Raw genomic sequence first — 18,538 nt, forward strand, 5'->3', positions numbered from 1 at the left:
AGTGGGCAGAACCCACACTGCTCCACGGCCCGCCGGCGGGGGAGGCGGGCCGTCTTGGTTCAACCCGAGAGGTGTATGTGTCCAGGCTGCAAGCCGAGCACTTGTACAAGGTGTTCGGCAGACGACCCGCTGACGCGGTGGAGAAACTCCGCCACGGAACCGACCGAGAGGAGCTGCGCGCCGAAGGCACCACCGCCGCGGTGATCGACGCCTCCTTCACGGTCGAGCCGGGCCAGATCTTCGTCGTCATGGGTCTCTCCGGATCCGGCAAGTCCACGTTGCTGCGCATGCTCAACGGTCTGTCGGAGCCGACGGCCGGACAGGTGCTCTTCGACGGACAGGACCTGACCGGTCTGAGCGCCCGCGAGCTGCGCGAGGTGCGCTCCAAGAAGATCAGCATGGTCTTCCAGCACTTCGCCCTCTTCCCGCACCGCAGCGTCCTCGAGAACGCCGGCTACGGCCTCGAGGTGCAGGGCGTGCCGCGCGCCGAGCGCGAGGAGCGGGCCATGGTCGCGCTCGAACTCGCGGGACTGAAGGGCTGGGAGAAGTCCTGGCCCGACGAGCTCTCCGGCGGCATGCAGCAGCGCGTGGGCCTGGCCCGCGCCCTGGCCACCGACGCCGACCTGCTGCTCATGGACGAGTCGTTCAGCGCGCTCGACCCGCTGATCCGCCGTGACATGCAGGACCAGCTCCTCGAACTCCAGAAGCGGCTGAAGAAGACCATCGTCTTCATCACCCACGACCTGAACGAGGCCATGCGCCTGGGCGACCAGATCGCCGTGATGCGCGACGGCCGGATCGTCCAGATCGGCAACGCCGAGGACATCCTGGTGACCCCGGCCAACGACTACGTCGCCTCCTTCACGCAGGACGTCGACCGCTCCCGCGTGCTCACGGCGGGCGCGATCATGTCCGAGCCGGACGCGGACTTCGTGCAGGCCGATGCCCCGGCGACGGTCACCAAGGACACCCCGATCATCGAGCTGTTCACGCCGTGCTCCACCAGCGGTGTCGCCGTGGCCGTCACCGACGCCGACGGCGCCCTCACAGGTGTCGTGTCGCGCGCCCGGCTGCTCGCCGTGCTCGGCGAGGAGGCGTCCGCGACGCAGGAGGACGGGTCCGTGCCGCGGCAGGGCGAGTCCGGGCCGCAGGACGCGGTGGCCGTGACCGAGGACGAGGGCAACGACCCGAAGAGCAAGGTGATCGCCAGTGCCTAGGATCCATATCGGCGACTGGGTCGCCTCCGGGGTCGACTGGCTGCGCGACAACTGCGAGTGGCTCTTCGACTTCATCAAGCTGGTCGTCGGGAACGCCTACGACGGTGTCAACGCGGTCCTCACCTCGCCCGAACCGCTCCTCCTCATCGGCATCTTCGCCGTGCTGGCCTTCTGGCTGCGCGGACTGCTCGCCGGTGTGGCCACCTTCGCCGGATTCACGCTGATCGACTCGATCGAGCAGTGGGACCCGGCGATGAACACCCTGTCGCTGGTGCTCGTCTCCTGCGTGATCATCTTCGTGATCGCGCTGCCGATCGGCATGTGGGCGGCCAAGAGCCGCACCGTCAGCGGCATCGTGCGCCCGGTGCTCGACTTCATGCAGACCATGCCCGCCATGGTCTACCTGATCCCCGGCATCTTCTTCTTCGGCGTCGGCCCGGTCCCCGGCATGGTCGCGACCATCGTGTTCGCGCTGCCGCCGGCCGTCCGCCTCACCGAGCTCGGCATCCGGCAGGTCGACGAGGAACTCGTCGAGGCCGCCGAGGCGTTCGGCACCCACCCGCGCTCCACCCTGTGGCGCGTCCAGCTCCCCCTCGCGCTGCCCACGATCATGGCGGGCGTGAACCAGGCGATCATGCTGGCGCTCTCGATGGTCGTCGTCGCGGGCATGGTCGGCGGTGGCGGTCTCGGCTCCACCGTGTACGACGGCATCAGCTCCGTCGATGTCGCGCTCGGCTTCGAGGGCGGTATCGCGGTGGTCATCCTCGCGATGTACCTGGACCGGATGACCGGCGCCCTCAACCAGCGCGTCTCGCCGCTCGGCCGGCGCGCCCTGGCCAAGGCCAACGCCTCGCTCGGCGGGCTGCGGATCATGCAGTGGAAGCCGGCCACGCCGGTCGCCATGGTCGGCGTCCTGGTCCTCGCGCTCGTCGCGGGCGGTCTGAACGTCTTCGGCAAGGACGACGAGGCCACGAAGGTCTCCGCCAATGTCGGCCAGGGCCGCACCATCAAGTTCGGCTACATCGACTGGCCCGAGGGCACCGCCTCCACGTACCTGTGGAAGAACGTCCTCGAGCAGCGCGGCTTCAAGCCCGACGTGAAGGCCCTCGAGGTCGGCGCCCTCTACAACGGCCAGGCCCAGGGCAGCGTCGACGTGCAGACCAACTCCTGGCTGCCGGCCACGCACGACCCGTACTGGAAGAAGTACGGCGACCAGCTGGAGGACTACGGCAGCTGGTACGGCCCGACCTCGCTGGAGATCGCGGTCCCGTCCTACGTCAAGGGCGTCAAGACGCTCGACGACCTCAAGGGCAAGAGCGACACGTTCAAGGGCAAGATCTACGGCATCGAGCCCGGCGCCGGTGAGACCAAGCTCTACGAGGACAAGGTCCAGAACGAGTACGGCCTGAAGGGCAAGTACGAGCTGGTCAAGTCCAACACCTCGGCGATGCTGGCCCAGCTGGACCGCGCGTACAAGAAGAAGGAGCCCATCGCGGTCACCCTCTGGTCGCCGCACTGGGCGTACGACAAGTACAAGCTCACCAAGCTGAAGGACCCGAAGGCCGCCTTCGGTTCGGGCGACGGTATCCACACCATCGGCCGCAAGGGCTTCGCGAAGCAGGAGCCGCAGGTCGCGCAGTGGCTGAAGGACTTCAAGCTCAGCGAGGCGCAGCTCACCTCCCTCGAAGGCGCCATCCAGGACGCCGGCAAGGGCAAGCAGGACGAGGGCGTCAAGGCCTGGATGAAGAAGAACCCGGGCATCGTCGACAAGATGGCCCCGGTCGCCAAGGACACGTACGCGAAGGGCCGGCAGGCCGGCGCCGCGCCGAACATCGGCTACCCGGCGTGGGACGAGGGCATCGCCGCCACGTACCTGTGGAAGAACGTCCTGGAGAAGCGCGGCTACAAGCCGAAGACCACCAAGCTCGACGTCGGCCCGCTGTTCACGGGTCTGTCCACCGGGCAGGTCGACTTCGAGCTCGACGGCTGGCTGCCGGTCGCGCAGAAGCAGTACTGGGAGAAGTACAAGAAGGACCTCGTCGACGTCGGGGCCTGGTACGACAAGACCACGCTCGAAGTCGCGGTCCCGTCGTACGTCAAGGGCGTCAAGACCATGGACGACCTGCGCAAGAACAAGGACAAGTTCAAGGGCAGGATCGTCGGCATCGAGCCGGGCACCGGCCAGATGATGCGGCTGAAGAACAAGGTCATGCCGGCCTACGGCCTGGACGACTTCGAGCTGACCACCGCGGGCACCAGCTCGATGCTCGCCGAGCTGGAGCGCGCGTACGCGAAGAAGGAGCCGGTCGCGGTCGTGCTCTGGTCGCCGCACTGGGCGTACAACAAGTACAAGCTCACGCGCCTGGAGGACCCCAAGAAGACCTGGGGTGCCAACAACCAGATCAAGACGCTGGCCCACAAGAGCTTCCCGAAGAAGTACTCGGAGCTGAACGGCTGGCTGAAGAACTGGAAGATGACTCCGGACGAGCTGATGAGCCTGGAGCAGGCGGTCCAGAAGGCCGGCAAGAACCACGAGGAGGAGGGCGTCCAGAACTGGATCGACGCCCATCCCGGGATCGTCGACAAGATGGCCCCCGTGAAGTGACGGCCCGGCGCCACGCCTGACGGAGCCCCGGCACCGAGTACTCCTCGGTGCCGGGGCTCTTTCGTGTCCCGGTGGCGTCGGCCGCCGCGCTTCGCTGTGCGCAGTGAGTAATAGCAAATTCAATGCTTTGGGCCGCCTTGCCCGAACATGTCCGAGTGAATGCGATCCGGCCGTACCGCAGGACCGTTACCTCGGATCCACCTCGACGAAGGCCGTGCGGTGGCTCACGGCCAGTCAGTTCCCCTGGCAAGACGGGTGGTTCGGCGTCGATGCCGACATTTTGGAACGGTTGGTTCCGGGTCTGACCGGGGTGTGTCCGGATGATGTAACGAATGATCATGTCACGTGTCTCACGTGGCTGCTCTCGCGCGCCGCGCCGCCGCGGCGGCGATCGCCGCCACCCAGTCGGGCTCGACGCCGGCCTCCGAGGCCGCGCTGAGCAGGCGATTCCACAGCTGGGAGCGGGTCCAGGCGGTGTAGCGGCGGTGTGCGGTGGCCGGCGGGACGCCGAAGGCCGACGGGATCTGCCGCCAGGCGCAGTCGCCGGTCAGCGCGAACACCACCGCGGTGAAGACGGCGCGCTCGTCGCGCGGCGCGGTCCCGCCGCCCTGTGGGCGTGCGGGGAACTCGGGGAGCAAGGGGCGGACCACCGCCCACAGTTCGTCGGGGACGAGGCGTCGGCAGAGGTCACTGGTCACTCCGTCATGATGCCGTACGCGTAGCACCACGTGAGACGCCGATACACCCCTCACAACTGCGAACGCGGTGCCCTACAGTGCACGTTGATCGGAAGTGCCAACGGGGAAACGGGGAACTGGTGACTACCGCTGTGAGCATCGAGTACACGGAACCGCAGCCGAACTGCCCGTGTGAGTCCGCACTCCACTCGGCCGGGGAGCCGCCGGCCGTCCATGACCTGACGTGCCGTGAGAAGGAGGTGTTGCTGCTCCTCGGCGCCGGGCTGCCGAACCCGGCCCTTGCCCGGCAGCTCGGAATCGCGGAGCGGACGGTGAAGGCGCATGTCGCCCGCATCATCGGGAAGCTGGGGCTCCGGACCCGGCTCGACGCGGTCGTCATCGCCATCGTCCACCACGGTCTGCTCTGCCCGGACGGAATGCGGCGACCGGCTGTGGAAGCCGACCAGAGGGGATTCCTGCACTAAAGGGCAGTGCCTAAAGATTCACTATGAATGTGTCATTCCTCGTCCATACGCTCTTGCCCGCACAGGAGCCATCGATGAACGGGGAAGAAACGACATGCTCATATCGCGGATCAGTGTCGCGTCGCTAGCCGTGGCGGGCGTGCTGGCGACGGGGGCGGGCGTGGCCACGGCCACGCCCCAGACCGACGGCACGGTGGCGTCGCAGGCCGGCGACACGGTGACCGGGCAGGGCGGCTCCAGCAAGATGCGGCGTCTGTACGAGCTGACCCGCTCCAGCGAGACGAGCGTCAAGGACTGGCGGAAGACCCGCAAGCTGGCCAAGGCCGGGGTCGACCGCTGGAGATTCCGCTGGGACACCGACTGGTGCACCCGGCTCGCCGACAAGCCGGGCGGATTTGATTTCCGGCTGCCCTGCGCCCGGCACGACTTCGGATATCGCAACTACAAGCAGCTGATCGGCAAGAAGGCATTCGCGGGCTCTAAGCACGAACGGCGCGTCGACAAGGCGTTCCTTTTCGACATGAACCGCCAGTGCGCGGTCCAGCCGCAGAAGACCGCCGCCGAGCGCGCGAAGTGCCGCAAGACAGCGAAGGCGTATTACGACCGCGTCAGCTGACCCGGCATCCTCGGGGCCGCTGGGGCGGGGGATGGGGTGGGCGGTGCCGTGTGGCGCATCCCACCCCGCAGCCCGTTCCGGCGGACGGGGGCAGTCCTTAGCCTCGATGAGGTCCTCAGCCCCGATGAGGTCCTCGCCGTCCCCCTCCCGTGAGTCACCCCCGTGAGCCCCCGCCCATGACCGTCGTCCCCCGATCCGGCAGATCCCTGCCGATCCTGCTGGCCACCGCCCTGGCCCTGGCCGGCGCCCTCCTCCTCGCGCACCGGGCCGACGCAGGCCCCGCCTCCGCCGCCACCGGGCGCCTCGCGGCCCTCGTCGGCGATGTCCGCGCGGCCGACGGGCACCGCTACGACGCGCGGGACGACACCGGTCGCACCATGGACGCCGCACAGATCGTCCAGCGGTCCGACGGCGGCTATCTGGCCGTCTACCACACGCTCCTGGACGACGGCCGCTTCCACGCGGGCGTCGCCACCTCCGCCGATCTGCGGCACTGGCAGCGCCGTCACGACTTCGGCCCCGGCACCCATCAGGCGTCCCTGGCCGACGACGGGCGCGGGGGCTACGTCCTCGCGTACGAGAAGGACCCGGACAACCACATCGCCGTGCGCGGGTACGCCGACGAGGCCGCGCTGCTCTCCGGGCGCGCCACCCGTGCGTACGACGCCCCGCGCACCCTCTCGCGCTGCGCCGAGGGCACACCGGCCGTCACCGCGGTCCACGGCGACACCGTCGAGCTCACCGGGCACTACCGCGCCGACTGCGACACCGACCGCCAGCTGCGCGCCACCCTCACCGGCTTCCGGCACTGGAAGGCGACGCCCGACCGGCGGCTCGACCAGGCCCTGCAGACCTGGGGCAACACCGGCAACATAGGCGACCGGGCACCCGTCGAGCTGGCCGGGCAGCGGATGCTCCTCGTCGAGGGGCAGCGGTGGCGCGGCGACTTCGGGAGCTGGCGCAGCTATGCGTACGACCCCTCGAGCGGGCGTGCAGACCGGCTCGAGATCCGCACGCACGGCGGCAGCCGCGCCTTCGCCAACCCCTCCGCGACCCTCCTGACCGACCCGCACGGCAGGCCCGCGCTGCTGGTGAGCCTGTTCGTGCCGGCCCAGGGGGCGGCGCCGGGCGAGGCGGGGCAGCTGCTGTACTGGCGCGAGCTGTAGGTATCGGTCCGCGCAACGGGGCAAAACCGTTTGGCGAACATGCGTAGGGTGCAGAAAACCCAACAGGGTCGAGAGTGGACCGACGCGCAGAAGGGAGCCGGGGCGATGGACGAGCAGAAGGAACCCCTCCGGGTGGGCTCGGCCGTGCGGCGCCGCCGCCGGCAGCTGGAGCTCACCCTCGCCGTGGTGGCCGAGCGCAGCGGGCTCTCGGTGCCGTTCCTGAGCCAGGTGGAGAACGAGCGGGCGCGGCCCAGCAGGCGTTCCCTGCAGCGTGTCGCCGACGCGCTCCTGACCACCGACGTCGAACTGCTCGCCGCCGCCGACCCCGCGGGCACGGTCGATCTGATGCGCGCCGACGAAGGCGGGCGCGAGGGTTCCTCGCCCGACGTCCGCGTACGGAACCTGGTGCGCGGACATCACCAGCTGCACGCCATGGAGTTCACCGGCGACCACGACGAAGGGCGTGAATTCCAGCACCGCAACGACGAGTTGATGTACGTCGTGGGCGGTGCCGTCGAGGTCGAGGCGGAGGGCAGGGCGCACCGGCTCGGCCGCGGCGACAGCCTGTATCTCACCGGCGGGGTGCGGCACCGCTGGCGGGCGACGGTGCCGGACAGCCAGGTCCTCGTCGTGGCCGTCGCCGACCACATCGAGGCGACGGACGACGTCCGCCGCTGAGGAGGCCCCATGTCTGTGGTGCGGGTCGTCTCCCTCGTCCCCTCGCTGACCGAGGCGATCGCCGTGAGCATGCCGGGCGCGCCGGTGGGTGCCACGGAGTGGTGCAGCCACCCGGCGGACCTGGACGTGGTCCGCGTCGGCGGCACCAAGAACCCCGACGTACGCGGCATCATCGCGCTCGCCCCCGATCTGGTGATCGCCAACGAGGAGGAGAACCGCGCCCCCGACCTCGCGGAGCTGCGCGCCGCGGGCATCGAGGTACTCGTCACGGAGGTACGCGATCTGCCGGGCGCCTTCCGGGAGTTGACCCGGGTGCTCGCCGCCTGCGGGGCGGGCCGGCCGCGCTGGCTGGACGAGGCGGAGGAGGCCTGGACACGGCTCCCGCCGCCGGAGGCCCGGCTCCGTGCCGTGGTCCCGATCTGGCGGCGCCCCTGGATGGTCCTGGGCCGCGACACCTTCGCCGGCGACCTGCTGCGCCGCCTGGGCGTCGACAACGTCTACGCGACGCACGCCGACCGCTATCCCCGCATCCCCCTGGAGGAGCTGAGGGCGACGGACCCGGACCTGGTCGTGCTTCCCGACGAGCCGTACCGCTTCACCCGCGAGGACGGCCCCGAGGCGTTCCCCGTCCCGGCCGCGCTGGTGAGCGGGCGCCATCTGACGTGGTACGGACCGTCGTTGGGGGAGGCGCCGGAGGTACTCAGCGCGGCGCTGCGAGCAGCCTTCCGCTGACCAGGCCGCGCACCGTCTGGGTCAGCGCCACCGCCCACGCCGCCACCAGGGCCGCGTACAGGGCGACCGCCAGCCAGTCGTACGCCGCCAGGCCCGTGTGCTTGGCCAGGCCCTCGGCGCCCGTGACGCAGGTGCCGACCGGGAACGTGAAGGCCCACCACGTCATCGCGAAGCCCATGCCCTGGCGGCGGGCCCGGATCACCATTGCGCAGGCCAGCGCCAGCCACAGCAGGGCGAAGCCCATCATCGGTACGCCGAACAGGACGGCGAAGACGGAGAAGCCCTGCTCGAAGGGGGCGGGCACGGCGCCCGACGCCGCCGTGTCGGCGAACTTGTTGACCGCCGTGGTCGACTGTCCGATCGGGCCGAGGACCAGGAAGAGCGTGGGGGTCAGGGCGAGCGGCAGGGGCCCGCCCGTCAGGAGCCTGGCGAAGATCACCGGCAGCATCACCAGGGTGGCGAGCAGGCTCAGGCCGAACAGCGCGAAGCAGGCGAAGAGCAGCGTCGCCTGCGCCTGGCCGGCCGGCAGATGCGGGACCAGGAGCGGGCCGACCGCCGCGGACACCATCGGCGCCACCACCGGAAGCAGCCAGACCGGCGAGGCCTGGCCCGGTTCTATGCGGTGCTTGACGACCATCAGGTACGGGACCGTCACGGCCACCGCGAGGCCGATGACACAGCCGGCCGTGAAGAGCACGGCACCCAGGGCCAGTGCCGCGCCCGTGCCGATCCAGTCCTCGCCCACCAGGAGCGCGCCGCCGCCGACCGAGACCAGGGCCATGGCCAGACAGCCGTAGAAGGGGGCGACGGCCGGGTCGAGGAGGTGGGCGCGGGCCTGGTCGCGGTGGTGGACCCAGTGCAGTGTGCGGGCGGTGAGCAGCAGGGCCAGCATCAGCAGGGAGAGCGCCCAGACCGCCGTGCAGGCGGTGCGCAGGCCGGGGACGTGCGCGGGGAGCGTCGCGCCGGCGTTGGCGATGATCGCCGTGCCCATGACGGCGGCGTACCAGTTCGGGCCGAGGTGGCGGGTGGCGGGGGCGAAACGGGCGGGCGCGGGCGCGGGTGCCTGCGGCTGGGCGACGGTGACCATGCGTCCACGTTCGTGCCTCGGCAGGCCCCCCACCAGGAGTCATGTCCCTATGGGGACATAAACTGGCCTTATGAGTACGTCCGCTTCGCCCTCCGGTTCGCCCGGCCTTCCCGAGTCCGATACGCCGTCGGGGGTGCCGCTCGCCCACCGTGTGCCGGACCTCGGGGCGCTGGAACTGCTGCTCGCCGTGGCGCGGCTCGGCAGCCTCGGGCGGGCCGCGCGGGAGCTGGGCATCACGCAGCCCGCTGCGAGCAGCCGCATCCGGTCGATGGAGCGGCAGCTCGGGGTCGCGCTGGTCGACCGGTCGCCGCGCGGTTCGCGGCTCACCGACGCGGGGGCGCTGGTCACGGACTGGGCGCGGCGGATCGTGGAGGCGGCGGAGGCGTTCGACGCGGGCGCGCAGGCGCTGCGGGACCGGCGTGACTCGCGGCTGCGGGTCGCGGCGAGCATGACGATCGCGGAGTATCTGCTGCCGGGCTGGCTGATCGCGCTGCGTTCGGCGCGGCCGGACACGGCGGTTTCGCTGCTCGCCGGCAACTCGGCGGCGGTCGCCGAGCGGCTGCTCTCCGGGGAGGCGGACCTCGGCTTCGTCGAGGGGCTCACCGTGCCGAGCGGGCTCGACTCGGCAGTCATTGCCCATGACCGGCTGATCGTCGTCACCGCGCCGGGGCACGTGTGGGCGCGGCGCCGGAAACCGCTGGCGGCGGCCGAGCTGGCGGCCACCCCGCTGATCCTCCGCGAGGAGGGTTCGGGCACCCGGCAGGTCCTCGCCGCGGCGCTCGGCGGTCTCGCCCGGCCGCTGATCGAACTGTCCTCCACCACCGCGGTGAAGGCGTCCGCGGTGAGCGGGGCGGGGCCCGCGGTGCTGAGCGAGCTGGCGGTGGGGGAGGAGCTGGCGGCGCGACGACTGGTGGAGATCCCCCTGGAGGGCGTCAGCCTGGGCCGCGCCCTCCGCGCGGTGTGGCCCACGGGGCACCGGCCCACGGGACCGGCGCGGGACCTGCTGTCACTGACGCGGGCGTCCTGACGGAGGGTGCCCGAAGCCCCCCGCCTAGGCGCCCCCCCGCCTAGGCGCCCGCCGCCTCGACCAGCGCCGCCATCACCCGGACGTCCTCCCCCATCTCCGGGTGCCACTGCACGCCCAACACCCAGCCGGAGCCGGGGAGTTCGACGGCCTCCACCGTGCCGTCCGCCGCGTGGGCCGAGGCGACGAGGTCCCGGCCCAGGCGCGCCACCGACTGGTGGTGGTACGTGGGGACGCCCGTCGACGGCTCCGGGGCGATCGACGCGTACAGCGTGTCGGGGACCGGCTTCACCTCGTGGGTGCCGAAGACCCCGATCGCTTCGACATGCCCTTCCAGGTGCTGGGTCAGGGTTCCGCCGAGGGCCACGTTCAGGAGCTGCATCCCCCGGCAGATGCCGAGCAGTGGTGTCCCCGACGCCAATGCCGCCTCGATCAGCGCCAGTTCCCACGCGTCCCGTTCCCGCGCCGGCGGCCCGGTCCGCTCCTCGCGCTCCGCGCCGTAGCGGACCGGCTCGACGTCTGGGCCGCCCGCGATGACCACGCCGTCAAGACGGGCGACGACTTCGGCGGCGTACGAGGGATCGTCCGGCGGGAGCATCGACGCGAGGCCGCCCGCCGCCTGGACCAGGCGCGGGTAGCCCGCCGGCAGCAGGGCGGCCGGCAGCTCCCACACGCCCCAGCTCGCCTTGGACTCCAGATAGGTGCTGACTCCGATCAGCGGCCTGCCGCTCACTGCGTTCTCCCTCGCCATCGTGTTCAGTCACGTCGCCGTGATCAGTTGCGTCGTCGTGATCGGTCGCATCGTCTTGTTCCGTCGAGTCGTCGTGATCAGTCGCCTTGCCCTGATCAGTCGCGTTCCAACTCTGCCTCGGCCGCCGCCAGCGCCGCGAACTCCTCCTCCGGCGCGCTCGCCACCAGATGCTTGCGGCTGTACAGGCCGAAGTAGGCGATGGCGACCACGTACACGGCGAGTGCGATGAGCGCCGCCGTCACGTCCACCAGGAACGTCGCCACCAGCGCCGAGCAGGCGAGGGCCAGTGCGACGGAGGACGTCAGGATGCCGCCCGGCGTGCGGTACGGCCGTTCCAGGCCCGGCTCGCGGCGGCGCAGCACGATGTGCGAGAGCGACATCAGGGCGTACGAGATCGTCGCGCCGAACACCGCGACGTTCAGCATCCGCGCACCGTCCCCGGTGGCCGCCGCCAGACCGAAGCCGATCGCGCCGGGCACCAGGAGGCCGAGGTAGGGGGCCTTGCGGCTGCTCGTCAGGGAGAGGAAGCGCGGCAGATAGCCCGCCCGCGACAGCGCGAACAGCTGGCGCGAGCCCGCGTAGATCAGGGAGAAGAAGGACGCCACCAGGCCCGCCAGGCCCGCGTAGTTGACGATGCGGCTGAGCGCCGTCGCCTCGCCGTTCGGCTGCAGCGCCTCCACCAGCGGGTTGCCCGCCTCCTGGATCGCGTTCGCGCCGCGCGCCCCGGCCGACGCGAAGAACGTGAGGAGCGCGAGGACGACGAGGATCGCCATCGACCAGCGGATCGCGCGCGGCAGCGTACGGGCCGGGTCCTTGGTCTCCTCGGCCGCGAGCGGCACGCCCTCCACGCCCAGGAAGAACCACATGCCGAACGGGAACGCCGCCCAGATGCCCAACAGGCCCATCGGCAGCCAGGAGTTGGAGCCGAAGGCCGAGGAGTCCACCGGGATGTCGTTCAGCTTCGACGCGTCGAAGTCCATGAAGGCGCCGACCGCGAAGACGAGCAGCGCCGCCACCGCGATGCCGGTCACGACGAAGCTGAACCGCAGCGCCTCGCCGACGCCCCAGAGGTGGATGCCGATGAAGATGACGAAGCAGGCCAGGTACACCGGCCAGCCCGACTCCAGGCCGAACAGGCCGAGCGACTCGACGTAGTCGCCGATGAAGATGGAGATCGCGGCGGGCGCCAGGATGTACTCGATGAGGATCGCCGTGCCGGTGAGGAAGCCGCCCCAGGGGCCGAGCGCCCGGCGCGCGAAGCCGTAGCCGCCGCCCGCGGTGGGCAGCACCGACGACAGCTCCGCCAGCGAGAACACCATGCACGCGTACATCACGCCCATGAGCACCATGGCGATGGCGAGACCGCCGAAGCCGCCCTCCGCCAGGCCGAAGTTCCACCCCGAGTAGTCGCCGGAGACGACGTACGCGACGCCGAGCCCGGTGAGCAGGAGCCAGCCCGCGCTGCCCCGGCGCAGCGTCCTGCGCTCCAGATAGTCGTCCGTCGGCGGGGCGGCGGGTGGCTTGGTTGACTCCACGGTCATGGCACGGCTCCTCTGCGGCGGCGGCACTACGGCTCGGCGGCTGGGTGACTCAGACGACTCAATGGAACGGATGCATACCTTTGCCGTGCGGCCGCCGAGAAATCAAGCCCCCTGCGTTACACCGCGGTTAATCACCGCTCACCGCGCCCCTTATGTCAGGAAGCCCCGCAGCAAGGCGGCCGTACCGGCGCAGTGCTCGCGCATCATCTCCCGCGCCCCGTCCGCGTCCCCGTCGAGCACTGCCTCCACGAGCGCGGTGTGCTGGCGCTGCGAATGCTCCAGGTTCCGTACCAAGAGGGGGATGCAGTCGAGCAGGTCGTTGACGGTCGCGCGGACCGCCGCGTACTGCGCGGTGAGCGTGGGCGAGCCGCACAGTTCGGCGAGCGTCAGATGGAGCAGCGTGTCCAGGCGGCGGTACTCGGACAGGGGCGCGTCATGGGTCTGCGCGAGCGCCGTGCGCAGCCGCTCCTTCTGCTCCCCGTCCAGGCCGTGCGCCGCGCAGAGCCCGGCCGCGCCGACCTCAAGGACCTCGCGGAAGCGCAGCGCGTCCTCGACGTCGACGTCCTTGATGCGGCGGCGCAGCTCGTCCTCGCCGGCGGCCTCGGGGCGCGGCCGGACGAACGTACCGCCGTACCTGCCGCGCCGCGACTCGACCAGGCCCTGGTCCTGGAGCACCTTCAGGACCTCGCGCAGCGTGACCCGGCTGATGCCGAGGCGGTCGGCCAACTCCCGCTCCGAGGGGAGGCGTTCGCCGCCGGGCACCAGGCCCAGACGTACGACCTGGAGGATCTGCTCCAGGGCCTCCTCGAAGCCGTTGCCCGCCCGCACGGGACGCAGTACCGGCGTCAGCCGGTCGTCGTCGGCGGACGTGCTCCCGGCGGGCGTGACACCGGAAGCGCCGGCATCCGTGTGCGACATCTGGCCGTACCCCCTTCCCAATCAATGGTTCTCGGCAATACCTTATGGCTCTCGGCTGACCCAAGGAGGATTTTCCCGTGGCAGACCGCACACCCCCGCTCGGGGTCGAGGAGCTGCGTGCTCTCGTCACGAGCGGCGAGATCGACACTGTCGTCCTGGCCTTCCCCGATATGCAAGGGCGGCTCCAGGGCAAGCGGTTCGCCGCACGCTTCTTCCTCGACGAGGTCCTCGAGCACGGCACGGAGGGCTGCAACTACCTCCTGGCCGTCGACGCGGAGATGAACACCGTCGACGGCTACGCGATGTCCTCCTGGGACCGCGGCTACGGCGACTTCGCCATGCACGCCGACCTGAGCACCCTGCGCCGCGTCCCCTGGAACGAGGGCACCGCGATGCTGATCGCGGACCTCGCCTGGAACGACGCATCGCCCGTGGTCGCCGCGCCCCGGCAGATCCTGCGCCGCCAGCTGGACCGGCTCGCGGAACTCGGCTTCACCGCCCACGTGGGCACGGAGCTGGAGTTCATCGTCTTCAAGGACACGTACGAGCAGGCCTGGGACGCGGGCTACAAGGACCTCACCCCGGCCAATCAGTACAACATCGACTATTCGGTGCTCGGCACCGGCCGGATCGAGCCGCTGCTGCGCCGCATCCGCAACGACATGGCGGCCGCCGGGCTCGTCGTCGAGTCGGCCAAGGGCGAGTGCAACCCCGGCCAGCACGAGATCGTGTTCCGGTACGACGAAGCCCTCGTCACCTGCGACCAGCACGCCATCTACAAGACCGGCGCCAAGGAGATCGCGGCCCAGGAAGGCGTCTCGCTCACCTTCATGGCGAAGTTCAACGAGCGCGAGGGCAACTCCTGCCACATCCACCTCTCGCTCCAGGACGCCGACGGCAACAACGCCATGGCCGGCTCCGCCGACGACCCCGGCGGCATGTCGCCCGTCATGCGGCACTTCCTCGCCGGGCAGCTGGCGGCGCTCAGGGACTTCTCCCTCCTGTACGCCCCCAACATCAACTCCTACAAGCGGTTCCGGCCCGGCTCCTTCGCGCCGACCGCCGCCGCCTGGGGCTACGACAACCGCACCTGCGCGCTCCGCGTCGTCGGCCACGGCCGCTCCCTGCGCTTCGAGAACCGCCTCCCCGGCGGCGACGTCAACCCGCACCTGGCGGTCGCCGGACTCGTGGCCGCGGGCCTGCACGGCATAGAGCAGAAGCTCGAACTGCCCGACGAGTGCACGGGCAACGCCTACACCGGCGACTACGCGCACGTCCCCACCACCCTGCGCGAGGCCGCCGAACTCTGGGAGAACAGCCCCACCGCCAAGGCCGCCTTCGGCGACGAGGTGGTCGCGCACTACAGCAACATGGCGCGGGTCGAGCTGGACGCCTTCGACTCCGCGGTGACCGACTGGGAACTCCGCCGCTCCTTCGAACGCATGTGAGGAACGACTTGCTGCAGGTACTCAACCCGGCGACCGAAGAGGTCGTCGCGTCCGTCCCGGCCGCCACCGCGGCAGATGTCGACACCGCCGTCGCCCGCGCCGCGAAGGCACAGGCCCGATGGGCGGCCACCGCCCCCGCCGACCGCGCCCGCCTGCTGCGCCGCTTCGCGGTCGTGGTCGACGAACACCTCGAAGAACTCGCTCAGTTGGAGGTGCGCGAGGCCGGCCATGTCATCGGCAACGCACGCTGGGAGGCGGGCAACGTCCGCGACCTCCTCGACTTCTCCGCCGGGGGAGTGGAACGGCTGAGCGGCCGTCAGATCCCCGTACCCGGCGGCCTGAACGTCACGGTCCTCGAACCCCTCGGCGTCGTCGGCGTCATCGCGCCCTGGAACTTCCCGATGCCGATCGCCGCCTGGGGCACCGCCCCCGCGCTCGCGGCCGGCAACGCGGTCATCCTCAAGCCCGCCGAGACCACCCCGCTCACCGCGCTCCGGCTCGCCGAACTCGCCCTGGAGGCAGGCCTTCCCGAGGGCCTCTTCCAGGTCCTGCCCGGCGCCGGGGACATCGCGGGCAACGCCCTGGTCGAGCACCCCGGCGTCGCCAAGATCGTGTTCACCGGGTCGACCCGCGTCGGCAAGCAGATCATGACCAAGTGCGCCGACCGCGTGAAGCGCCTCACCCTCGAACTCGGCGGCAAGAGCCCGAACATCGTCTTCGCCGACGCCGACGTGGAGGCCGCCGCCCTCGCCACGCCCATGTCGTACCTCGACAACTCCGGCCAGGACTGCTGCGCCCGCACCCGCGTCCTCGTCCAGCGCTCGGTCTACGAGCGCTTCCTGGAGATCGTGACGCCCGCGATCGAGTCGATCGTCGTCGGCGACCCGTCCGACGAGCGGACCCAGATGGGCCCGCTGATCTCCAGGTCCCAGCTGGAGCGCGTCCGTTCGTACGTCCCGGCCGGCGCCGGCATCCAGGGCAAGGCCCCCGAAGGGCCCGGCTTCTGGTTCCCGCCCACGCTGCTCACCGACGTGGACCCGGACGCGCCCGTCGCCGTGGAGGAGGTCTTCGGCCCCGTCGCCGTCGTCCTGCCCTTCGAGGACGAGGCCGACGCGATCCGGCTCGCCAACGCCACCGAGTACGGCCTGTCCGGCTCCATCTGGACGCGGGACGTGGGCAGGGCGCTGCGCGTCTCCCAGGCCGTCCAGGCGGGCAACCTGTCCGTCAACTCGCACTCCAGCGTGCGCTATTGGACCCCCTTCGGCGGCTACAAGCAGTCCGGACTCGGCCGCGAGCTCGGCCCGGACGCCCTCACCGCCTTCACGGAAACCAAGAACGTCTTCATCAGCACGGAACGCACTGACAGCACGGAGGCCTGAGCACCATGACCGAAGAAATCATCTGCCGCCGTCTCGTCGGCCGCACCGCCGTCATCACCGGAGCCGGCAGCGGGATCGGCCTCGCCACCGCGCGCCGCCTCGCCTCCGAGGGCGCCAACGTAGTCTGCGGAGACATCGACGAGACCGCGGGCAAGGCCGTCGCCGACGAGGTCGGCGGGACCTTCGTGAAGGTCGACGTGACCGACGCCGAGCAGGTCGAGGCGCTCTTCAAGACGGCGTACGACACCTATGGCTCGGTCGACGTCGCCTTCAACAACGCGGGCATCTCGCCCCCCGACGACGACTCCATCCTGGACACCGGCCTGGAGGCCTGGAAGCGCGTCCAGGAGGTCAACCTCACCTCCGTCTACCTGTGCTGCAAGGCCGCCATCCCCTACATGCGCGAGCAGGGCAAGGGCTCGATCATCAACACCGCGTCGTTCGTGGCGCGGATGGGCGCGGCGACCTCGCAGATCTCGTACACCGCGTCCAAGGGCGGCGTCCTCGCCATGTCCCGCGAGCTGGGCGTCCAGTTCGCCCGCGAGGGCATCCGCGTCAACGCGCTCTGCCCCGGCCCGGTCAACACCCCGCTGCTGCGCGAGCTGTTCGCGAAGGACCCGGAGCGCGCCGCGCGCCGCCTCGTGCACATTCCCGTGGGCCGCTTCGCGGAGGCCGAGGAGATGGCCGCCGCCGTCGCGTTCCTCGCCAGCGACGACTCCTCGTTCGTGAACGCCACGGACTTCCTCGTGGACGGCGGGCTCACCGGGGCGTACGTCACCCCGCTCTAGGCACCGCGAGCAGTTCACCTCAAGGCCACCCACCCGTCAGCCGGGCGTCGCACGACGCCCGGCTGACCTGCGTAAACACGGGAGTGTGTTCGTGAACTTCAAGCGCCGCGCCATCGCGGCCACAGCCGTCACCGCCGTCGCCGCAGCGGGCCTCGTCACCGTCCAGGCGACCGCGCAGGCCATCCAGCCCGCCCGGTCCGAGCCCAGGACCTGCCCCACGCTCTCCGTCTCGGACGGCTGGTACGGCGAGAACAAGGCGCGGCTCCAGCGGATGATCGAGGAGTACGGCGACTGCGGCCCCCGGCACCACAAGGGAGGAGCCAGGCCGGTCGCCACCTTCGACTGGGACAACACGGTCATCAAGAACGACGTCGGCGACGCCACCATGTTCTGGCTGCTGCGCAACGGCAAGATCCGTACGCCGGAGCGCGGCGACTGGCACACCACGAGCCGCTACCTCACCGATCCGGCGGCCAAGGCCCTCGCCACCGCCTGCCCCGCAACCGGCACCGGCACCGGCACCACCCTGCCCACCGAGCGCGACACGGGCTGCGCCGACGAGATCGCCTCCGTGTACGGCGAGGGCACCACGACCAAGGGCGATGCCGCCTTCGCCGGCTTCGACCACCGTCGCATGGAACCCCAGTACGCCTGGCTCGCCCAGCTCACCCGTGGCTGGTCCGCCCACCAGGTCAAGGGCTTCGCGGCGGCGGCCCGCAAGGAGAACCTCGCCGCGCCCGCCGGCACCGAACAGACGGTGGGCACCGGCAAGTTCACCGGCTGGGTCCGCTACTACGACCAGCAGCGGGATCTGATCCGTACGCTCAAGAAGGCCGGATTCGACGTCTACGTGGTCTCCGCCTCGCCCGAGCCGGTCGCCGAGGTCTGGGCGAAGAGCGTCGGCGTCGACGCGCGGCACACCATCGGCATCCGCAGCGTCACCGCGCACGGGAAACTGACGGCGCGTCTGAAGGGCTGCGGCACCGTGAAGGACGGCGACGACTCGATGATCACGTACATCGACGGCAAGCGCTGCTGGATCAACCAGGAGATCTACGGAGTGCGCGGACCGGCCGCCGAGAAGGTCCAACCGGCCGACAGGCGCCAGGTGTTCGCGGCCGGGGACTCCGACACCGACATCTCCTTCCTGCGCGACGCCACGGCCCTGCGGCTCGTCCTGAACCGCAACAAGAACGAGCTGATGTGCCGCGCCTACGACAACCGCGACGGCCGCTGGCTGGTCAACCCCATGTTCATCGAGCCCAAGGGGAAGAAGGCCGACCCGTACCCGTGCGCCGGCACCGGATACACCGAACGGGACGGCGAGGAGGGCCCGGTGCGCCGCACGGACGGGTCCGTCATCCCCGACCAGCAGGACACGGTGTACGGAGCCTCACCCGCCGCGCAGGGTTGATGTACGGTCCAC

17 protein-coding genes are annotated in these 18,538 nt (G+C 70.6%); 12 read left to right on the forward strand and 5 right to left on the reverse strand.

The window, feature by feature from the left end; all coding sequences use genetic code 11:
- The first annotated feature begins 77 nt into the window (after nt 1–77).
- A complete protein-coding gene (locus ACIBKX_RS27410) occupies nt 78–1,217 on the forward strand; it encodes a glycine betaine/L-proline ABC transporter ATP-binding protein (protein WP_363274316.1) in 1,140 nt (379 codons plus the stop codon).
- Nucleotides 1,210–3,822 carry an ABC transporter permease/substrate binding protein gene (locus ACIBKX_RS27415; protein ID WP_363274317.1) on the forward strand — a complete coding sequence of 871 codons (2,613 nt, stop codon included), beginning with the start codon at nt 1,210–1,212 and terminating at the stop codon, nt 3,820–3,822. The genes ACIBKX_RS27410 and ACIBKX_RS27415 overlap by 8 nt, the downstream gene beginning before the upstream one ends.
- Before the next feature lie 350 nt (nt 3,823–4,172).
- On the opposite strand, the gene ACIBKX_RS27420 is transcribed toward ACIBKX_RS27415, so the two are convergent.
- On the reverse strand, nt 4,173–4,520 hold the full coding sequence (locus ACIBKX_RS27420) for a transposase (protein WP_363274318.1): 348 nt from the start codon (nt 4,518–4,520) through the stop codon (nt 4,173–4,175).
- A gap of 119 nt (nt 4,521–4,639) precedes the next feature.
- On the opposite strand from ACIBKX_RS27420, the gene ACIBKX_RS27425 reads away from it, so the two are divergent.
- The 5 genes from ACIBKX_RS27425 to ACIBKX_RS27445 all read left to right on the forward strand — a co-directional run bounded on the left by ACIBKX_RS27425 (nt 4,640) and on the right by ACIBKX_RS27445 (nt 8,176).
- A complete protein-coding gene (locus ACIBKX_RS27425) occupies nt 4,640–4,984 on the forward strand; it encodes a helix-turn-helix transcriptional regulator (protein ID WP_363274319.1) in 345 nt (114 codons plus the stop codon).
- Nucleotides 4,985–5,078: 94 nt separating this feature from the next.
- Nucleotides 5,079–5,600: a phospholipase A2 gene (locus ACIBKX_RS27430; RefSeq protein ID WP_363274321.1), complete on the forward strand. Its 522-nt coding sequence runs from the start codon at nt 5,079–5,081 to the stop codon at nt 5,598–5,600.
- Between the two features lie 176 nt (nt 5,601–5,776).
- On the forward strand, nt 5,777–6,766 hold the full coding sequence (locus ACIBKX_RS27435; protein ID WP_363274322.1) for a hypothetical protein: 990 nt from the start codon (nt 5,777–5,779) through the stop codon (nt 6,764–6,766).
- A gap of 105 nt (nt 6,767–6,871) precedes the next feature.
- Nucleotides 6,872–7,444 carry an XRE family transcriptional regulator gene (locus ACIBKX_RS27440; RefSeq protein WP_363274324.1) on the forward strand — a complete coding sequence of 191 codons (573 nt, stop codon included), beginning with the start codon at nt 6,872–6,874 and terminating at the stop codon, nt 7,442–7,444.
- Between the two features lie 9 nt (nt 7,445–7,453).
- Nucleotides 7,454–8,176, forward strand: coding sequence for a helical backbone metal receptor (locus ACIBKX_RS27445; RefSeq protein ID WP_363274325.1), 723 nt, complete (start codon nt 7,454–7,456; stop codon nt 8,174–8,176).
- Here ACIBKX_RS27445 and ACIBKX_RS27450 read toward each other — a convergent pair.
- Nucleotides 8,145–9,263 carry a TDT family transporter gene (locus tag ACIBKX_RS27450; protein ID WP_363274326.1) on the reverse strand — a complete coding sequence of 373 codons (1,119 nt, stop codon included), beginning with the start codon at nt 9,261–9,263 and terminating at the stop codon, nt 8,145–8,147. The genes ACIBKX_RS27445 and ACIBKX_RS27450 overlap by 32 nt on opposite strands.
- Before the next feature lie 70 nt (nt 9,264–9,333).
- On the opposite strand from ACIBKX_RS27450, the gene ACIBKX_RS27455 reads away from it, so the two are divergent.
- Nucleotides 9,334–10,290: a LysR family transcriptional regulator gene (locus ACIBKX_RS27455; protein ID WP_363274327.1), complete on the forward strand. Its 957-nt coding sequence runs from the start codon at nt 9,334–9,336 to the stop codon at nt 10,288–10,290.
- 40 nt (nt 10,291–10,330) lie between these two features.
- On the opposite strand, the gene ACIBKX_RS27460 is transcribed toward ACIBKX_RS27455, so the two are convergent.
- From ACIBKX_RS27460 to ACIBKX_RS27470, 3 genes are all read right to left on the reverse strand, one after another.
- Nucleotides 10,331–11,020, reverse strand: a complete 690-nt coding sequence (locus ACIBKX_RS27460; RefSeq protein WP_363274329.1) for a gamma-glutamyl-gamma-aminobutyrate hydrolase family protein — start codon at nt 11,018–11,020, stop codon at nt 10,331–10,333.
- Between the two features lie 113 nt (nt 11,021–11,133).
- Nucleotides 11,134–12,579 (reverse strand): ethanolamine permease, encoded by a 1,446-nt coding sequence (eat, locus tag ACIBKX_RS27465; RefSeq protein WP_363274330.1) that lies wholly within the window; start codon nt 12,577–12,579, stop codon nt 11,134–11,136.
- 150 nt (nt 12,580–12,729) lie between these two features.
- Nucleotides 12,730–13,497 carry an FCD domain-containing protein gene (locus ACIBKX_RS27470; RefSeq protein WP_363274332.1) on the reverse strand — a complete coding sequence of 256 codons (768 nt, stop codon included), beginning with the start codon at nt 13,495–13,497 and terminating at the stop codon, nt 12,730–12,732.
- A 77-nt stretch (nt 13,498–13,574) separates the two neighbouring features.
- Between ACIBKX_RS27470 and ACIBKX_RS27475 the strand changes: the two genes are divergently transcribed.
- The 4 genes from ACIBKX_RS27475 (at nt 13,575) to ACIBKX_RS27490 (ending at nt 18,526) form a co-directional block, all read left to right on the forward strand.
- Entirely contained in the window at nt 13,575–14,945 is a 1,371-nt protein-coding gene (locus ACIBKX_RS27475; RefSeq protein ID WP_363274334.1) for a glutamine synthetase family protein, read from the forward strand.
- Between the two features lie 8 nt (nt 14,946–14,953).
- A complete protein-coding gene (locus ACIBKX_RS27480) occupies nt 14,954–16,324 on the forward strand; it encodes an aldehyde dehydrogenase family protein (protein ID WP_363274337.1) in 1,371 nt (456 codons plus the stop codon).
- 5 nt (nt 16,325–16,329) lie between these two features.
- Nucleotides 16,330–17,112 carry a 3-oxoacyl-ACP reductase gene (locus ACIBKX_RS27485; protein ID WP_363274338.1) on the forward strand — a complete coding sequence of 261 codons (783 nt, stop codon included), beginning with the start codon at nt 16,330–16,332 and terminating at the stop codon, nt 17,110–17,112.
- Between the two features lie 91 nt (nt 17,113–17,203).
- Entirely contained in the window at nt 17,204–18,526 is a 1,323-nt protein-coding gene (locus ACIBKX_RS27490; protein WP_363274340.1) for a haloacid dehalogenase-like hydrolase, read from the forward strand.
- Nucleotides 18,527–18,538 lie beyond the last annotated feature (12 nt).

It is taken from the genome of Streptomyces sp. NPDC050658, from assembly GCF_044457025.1.
Classification (GTDB): domain Bacteria; phylum Actinomycetota; class Actinomycetes; order Streptomycetales; family Streptomycetaceae; genus Streptomyces.

Bases quoted from the DNA above. Each gene is read 5' to 3' on its own strand.
- ACIBKX_RS27470 (WP_363274332.1), bottom strand. From the start codon at position 13,497: ATGTCGCACACGGATGCCGGCGCTTCCGGTGTCACGCCCGCCGGGAGC.
- ACIBKX_RS27450 (WP_363274326.1), bottom strand. From the start codon at position 9,263: ATGGTCACCGTCGCCCAGCCGCAGGCACCCGCGCCCGCGCCCGCCCGT.
- ACIBKX_RS27440 (WP_363274324.1), top strand. From the start codon at position 6,872: ATGGACGAGCAGAAGGAACCCCTCCGGGTGGGCTCGGCCGTGCGGCGC.
- eat (WP_363274330.1), bottom strand. From the start codon at position 12,579: ATGACCGTGGAGTCAACCAAGCCACCCGCCGCCCCGCCGACGGACGAC.
- ACIBKX_RS27445 (WP_363274325.1), top strand. From the start codon at position 7,454: ATGTCTGTGGTGCGGGTCGTCTCCCTCGTCCCCTCGCTGACCGAGGCG.
- ACIBKX_RS27430 (WP_363274321.1), top strand. From the start codon at position 5,079: ATGCTCATATCGCGGATCAGTGTCGCGTCGCTAGCCGTGGCGGGCGTG.
- ACIBKX_RS27435 (WP_363274322.1), top strand. From the start codon at position 5,777: ATGACCGTCGTCCCCCGATCCGGCAGATCCCTGCCGATCCTGCTGGCC.
- ACIBKX_RS27455 (WP_363274327.1), top strand. From the start codon at position 9,334: ATGAGTACGTCCGCTTCGCCCTCCGGTTCGCCCGGCCTTCCCGAGTCC.
- ACIBKX_RS27485 (WP_363274338.1), top strand. From the start codon at position 16,330: ATGACCGAAGAAATCATCTGCCGCCGTCTCGTCGGCCGCACCGCCGTC.